Source organism: Pseudomonas sp. P5_A2_2 (assembly GCF_054177685.1).
Window position 1 is genome coordinate 1 of sequence record NZ_JBGCUL010000561.1, and the last position, 3,020, is coordinate 3,020.

Annotated in this window: 2 protein-coding genes and 1 pseudogene; 1 reads left to right on the plus strand and 2 read right to left on the minus strand. The window is 57.8% G+C overall.

The features are described from left to right. Positions 1-1,238 (plus strand): DUF1329 domain-containing protein (locus ACXRVY_RS22280; protein WP_458238257.1); only part of this gene is annotated, 1,238 nt, incomplete at its 5' end. A 592-nt stretch (positions 1,239-1,830) separates the two neighbouring features. Here ACXRVY_RS22280 and ACXRVY_RS22285 read toward each other — a convergent pair. Beyond that, positions 1,831-2,790 carry a hypothetical protein gene (locus tag ACXRVY_RS22285; protein ID WP_223460605.1) on the minus strand — a complete coding sequence of 320 codons (960 nt, stop codon included), beginning with the start codon at positions 2,788-2,790 and terminating at the stop codon, positions 1,831-1,833. Continuing rightward, positions 2,757-3,020: pseudogene (locus ACXRVY_RS22290) on the minus strand (hypothetical protein); the annotation flags it as partial. The pseudogene ACXRVY_RS22290 and the gene ACXRVY_RS22285, both read right to left, overlap by 34 nt.

Consider the following 3,020-nt stretch of genomic DNA (forward strand, 5'->3'; position numbering starts at 1 on the left):
CCGCTCGGCTGGGCACCAGCCTGACGTGGGTGGGTGCCGAAAAGGCCGGTAATGCCGATGGCTCCATCCCGCCCTACAACGGTGGCCTGACCACTGCCCCCGCAAGCTTCAAGACCGGCGACAGCATGCGCCCGGACCCCTTTGCCCACGAAAAACCACTGCTGGTGATCAACGGCAAGAACGTCGAGTCGTACAAAGGCATGCTGACCGCCACCACCGTAGCGTTGGCCAGGCGTTACCCCGGCTTTCGCATCGATGTGTATCCGACCCACCGCACTGCATCGCTCCCGCAGGCGGTACTGGACAATAGCCGCCGCAATGCCACTGCCGCCAGGTCCCTCAACGGCGGGATCGCCATCGACAATGTGCTGCCCGGCGTGCCGTTCCCGATCCCGCAATCAGGCGCTGAAGCGATGTGGAACTTCCTGCTGCGCTACCAGGGTGTCAACATCCATTCCAAGTACGACTCCTGGAGCGTCGACACGGCGGGCGTACCGAGCCTGGCGGTCACCGGCGAGGCATTCGTCTCCTTCCCGATTTACGAGAACATGTCCAAGCCCTTCAACAGTTCCGACATTTACTATCAGTTGAAACTGTCCTATACCGGCCCCGCGCGCCGGGCCGGCGAGTCGATCATGCTCAAGAACGCCACCAACCCGACGCAGTTTCCTGGCCGGGCCTGGCAGTACATGCCTGCCCAGCGCCGCGTCAAACAGATTTCGATCCTGGCCTACGACACACCCAACCCCGGTACCGCCCGAGCACTGGAACTGTATGACTGGACGCTGGTCGGCAAGCAGGAAATGATCGTGCCCTACAACACCTACAAACTGACCTACGCTCGCGATGCCAAATCGCTGACCACGCCAAACTTCATTGCGCCGGACTTCGTACGCTGGGAAAAACACCGGGTCTACGTCGTGGAGGGCAACCTCAAGCCCGGTGCAAACCACATCTACCAGAAGCGTCGCTTTTACCTGGATGAAGACACCTGGGCCGCTGTGGCCTCCGATCAGTACGACACCAGTGGCCAGCTATACCGTGGCTCCTTCGCTTTCTTCAGCCAGAGCTATGACCAACAGGTCCCGGACGCCACCCCTTTCATGACGTACGACCTGTCGAAAGGCACCTATAACATCAATGGCGTGGTGGGCCCTCATGGCGGCATCCGCTATATCGAGCCGTTATCGACGGCGCAGTGGGTGCCAGAGTCCATGGCGGGCACCGGTATTCGCTAGGGACCGATAAATCACAAAGCCCCGGTTCGAAAAAGCCGGGGCCCGGGATTTCGGCTGGGCCGAGGCTTGAGGGCTGGGCCCGTTTCAGCGCCTGACCGGCGGGATATCCCTGCCGGCCGACGATAGTGAAATATCAGTTACCCGCAGTCGTCATGGAGMCAGGCATCTAGCGCTTSCCCTTCATGCAGACRACGGAAAGATAAGCACCCCAAAGCACACCACACAGGGCAAGTATGAGYTCYGGATTGAAAATGYYCTGATCGRCCGGCGCCACCAGGATTTCGCTATATAGGCACAAGGCGCCCGCGATCAACGCMAGAAAGTAKCCGGTCCGGGTTCTGGTCCGGCGCAGCAACAGAACCTTTTTYAGCCCCTCGTCTTTCCATTCTTGARGGGGTATGCATTGGATCTCYTCCAGCAGCACCMCACCCCAMAGCAACGCGCACAACCAATAGCCTATCATCATGATTTCCTCCACTTAGAACATTGATTCAACAGGTAGAACATTAATTCAACATGAATACAGCGCGCACTCCGCGCTCAACTTACAAAGATCGATTCCAGAGTCTTTTCTGACTCGTGCAATTTGCTCTCACGCAAATCCATATCCTGAAGCAGGTGAGAAGGTTCGAGCGGCCGCTGCCAGGGGCGGTGATGCAGGACCATAGACGGGGAGTCCGAGTGGAGCACGCCCGGTCTCGTTGCCAGTGGTCGCATCCCGCTGGACCACTTCAGCGGTGTCGAAGTCATACTCCCAGTGGCCTGCCTCATTCCACTTGTGGAGAAAGTAGGTATAAAACGGCACAAACAGTCCCTGGTTCGGCTCAGCGTATTGCAACCCGAACACGTACTCAGGCTGGTTCTTCATTTCACGACCGCTATGGCAATGCTGGACCCAGGCCAGGTCGTCGAGAACGACAACCTTCCAGAACGGGTCGTGATCGTAGAACTTCAGCGAAACTTTCTTGCCGCTTCTGCGGCACTCGTTCAGGAACGCAATGCTGGCGGCAAGTTCCTCTTGAAAGGTCGAGGTTGTAACTTCTTCCGGAAGTGAGTCGACTCGCTTGCGCGCCGCTACGCCGAGCGGATTGAGCAACATGACGCGGATTTCATACGCCGTCGTGAAGACCTCCTTCAACAGGCTATCCGGGGCAATCAGGGTTTCGTACCCCGTGAGCGAAAGGATGGAGGCGTCACGCGCCGCCGGTAAAGAGCGAACCAGATTGCGTTCCTGAAGGGTCGAAAGCCATCCCTTGCGCGGATGCCTGGTGAAGAGCAGCGAAGCCATCTTCGCGCTCGTCAGGCGATGGCGGTTGTCCCACGCGCGTTTGCACAGATAGAACAGAACCATCAAGGTTGAGGCCAGCACGATTTCTGTCGCCAGCAACAGATTCGCGTTCAACTCCACGCGTGGCCACCATACATAGAGGATGTACCGCGCCGCATCCGGCGTGGCAAACGCCATGGCCATTGCCAGCAAGGTGATGACGCCATGTGACATGACGTGCCGCAGCACGGCTAGAAAGTCGTGTTCTTTGCTGATTGGTTCCATGGGGTACTGCTCCCATTTGGTGATGATTGCCAGCAGGAAAAATCTTCCGGTAACAGGTACTTGGCTAAACGCTCCAACATGCGGCGCATGATGGCCAGTTCATGGTTTTTGTCGTAGAACGCGTAGGCACCCGCTTTTGTGAAGTACTTCCAATGTGTCGGATCAGCGCAATTGCTGACCACGATGACTTTTGTCAGCGGATACTCGGCTGCGACCACACGCAATACTTC

Coding starts and splice junctions, on each gene's coding strand:
- ACXRVY_RS22285 (WP_223460605.1), bottom strand. CDS start 2,790: ATGGAACCAATCAGCAAAGAACACGACTTTCTAGCCGTGCTGCGGCAC.